The sequence below is a fragment of the Vibrio sp. S234-5 genome (assembly GCF_000960595.1).
Classification (GTDB): Bacteria; Pseudomonadota; Gammaproteobacteria; order Enterobacterales; family Vibrionaceae; genus Vibrio.
On the sequence record NZ_JZAM01000014.1, the window covers coordinates 1 to 1646 of the forward strand.

3 protein-coding genes are annotated in these 1646 nt (G+C 41.4%); 2 read left to right on the forward strand and 1 reads right to left on the reverse strand.

Annotated features, from left to right (window positions below; translation table 11 throughout):
* On the forward strand, window positions 1-576 hold a 576-nt coding region (locus tag UF06_RS00050), incomplete at its 5' end, for a GNAT family N-acetyltransferase (protein WP_347335972.1).
* A 168-nt stretch (window positions 577-744) separates the two neighbouring features.
* The gene (locus tag UF06_RS27305; protein WP_045568611.1) at window positions 745-1095 is read left to right on the forward strand and encodes a hypothetical protein; all 351 of its coding nucleotides are present in this window, start codon (window positions 745-747) and stop codon (window positions 1093-1095) included.
* A 150-nt stretch (window positions 1096-1245) separates the two neighbouring features.
* Here the strand turns inward: UF06_RS27305 and UF06_RS00060 are convergent, their stop codons facing one another.
* A complete protein-coding gene (locus UF06_RS00060; RefSeq protein WP_045568612.1) occupies window positions 1246-1533 on the reverse strand; it encodes a type II toxin-antitoxin system RelE/ParE family toxin in 288 nt (95 codons plus the stop codon).
* Window positions 1534-1646 lie beyond the last annotated feature (113 nt).

The window sequence follows — 1646 nt, forward strand, 5'->3', positions numbered from 1 at the left end:
AAGCATAACAATCAGTTCAAGAGGGACAGCCAACGCGCGGCATTTTTACCATGCGTTAGTTTTTGTGGTTACGGTGTTATGCGGAAGCTTGGTAATGGCGTTGGCTGCCCCTTAACCGGGCGTTATGCATATGGAGTCTATATGGACATAGATATCGAAGTGATTGAATTACCAGACCTTGATGGATTTCGCATAGAAGCCTTACTTCCAAATGGTCATTCAGTCGGCTATATCAATATCACTGTAAAAGGAACAGTGGCTGACCTTTGTGATCTATGCGTTAAAGATTCCTATCTGTATCTCTGGCCTAGTTTTATGCCTGTATTTTTAAGTATTCAGCGAAAGCGTAATTTCCAAAATAAAGGTATCGGAAGTCGGTTGCTTACTACTGCTATTGAGCACTCAAAATCTAAAGGCTGTAGCCAAATGAAAGGTTGGATGCATGGTGACAAGCCTAGGTTAGAAAAATTTTATAGATCATTTGGCTTTCAAATCAGTGGAATTAACATCGAGCTAGACCTTGAAAATATGCATAACAAAGCGTTTAAGAGTGATTCTCAACGCTTGGCATTCTGAGTTCTAGGTTGAGTTTTGTGATTATGGCACAATGGTTTAAGTCTGGTGGTCGCGTTGTTCACACCTTAACGCGGCGTTATACCAATTCATCGTAATCAGCTCCAACTCAAGACACTATCGAGAGAAGCTTGGTTTCTATATACTTCCTTATTTCAAAGGAAAACCAAAATGGAAATGATCATCGTTTCATCAGAACAGCAGAAACGTCTAATCATGATCTTTAGTCGTACAACATCACAAATTTCTGATAAAGCACTTCTAAACGATCTAAGCTCATATTCGGTGAATTCCAGCGTTTATCCAGCTTTCAAAGCCGCGTCAGATCTACGAGTAGATCGAATAAAATTACCATTTGGTGATGATAGAAGAGGCTCTTTAGAGGGCGGTGATTTCCTTTATCGTTATCTGTCTAGAGGGTATATCTGCCTTGGTGACTTCACGGGGCAACCGAAGCCAGATTTATCACAATGGGGTGTTCGCTCAGTTCGTAAACTCCCTAAAGTTGGGTTTGGCTTATAAGTTAGGTTGCTTATGATTGGCCAAAAATTGGTATAACAAGGCGTTTAAGTGGGATTCATGCCGCGTGGCATTTTTGGTATGCGGTGAGTTTTGTGGTGAAAGTGGCCTGCGGAAGGTTGGTTTAGGCGGCATTCACCCCTTAACGCAGCGTTATGCGCCAAAGATTGGATTTACATCCATACTCTTATGCAAGATTCTTATGATCTGGATGTTTTGGCTACCAATTTGTTGATAAAAAATAACATGGCTTCCTTGTGGGAATTTTCGGTAGCCATCTCTGATTTCATCACAAGTTTTACCGATATCAGGATTTTCAGCGAGTAGCCAAAATGATTCATCGAATTGTTTGAGATAAATATTTCGTTGCTCGCGGCCCCACCTGCGAGAGGTAAATAAGGCAATATCTTTTAAATCGGATTTTGCCCAGGGCGTCCGCATGAATGGTTAGAATTTAGTCATTGACTTAAATCCAGCAACTAAGACTTGCTCCAAGAAGCCGGGGTTCATCATGCAACGTTTCTGCTTCATTGGCACACTAATTTTGCTTGGCC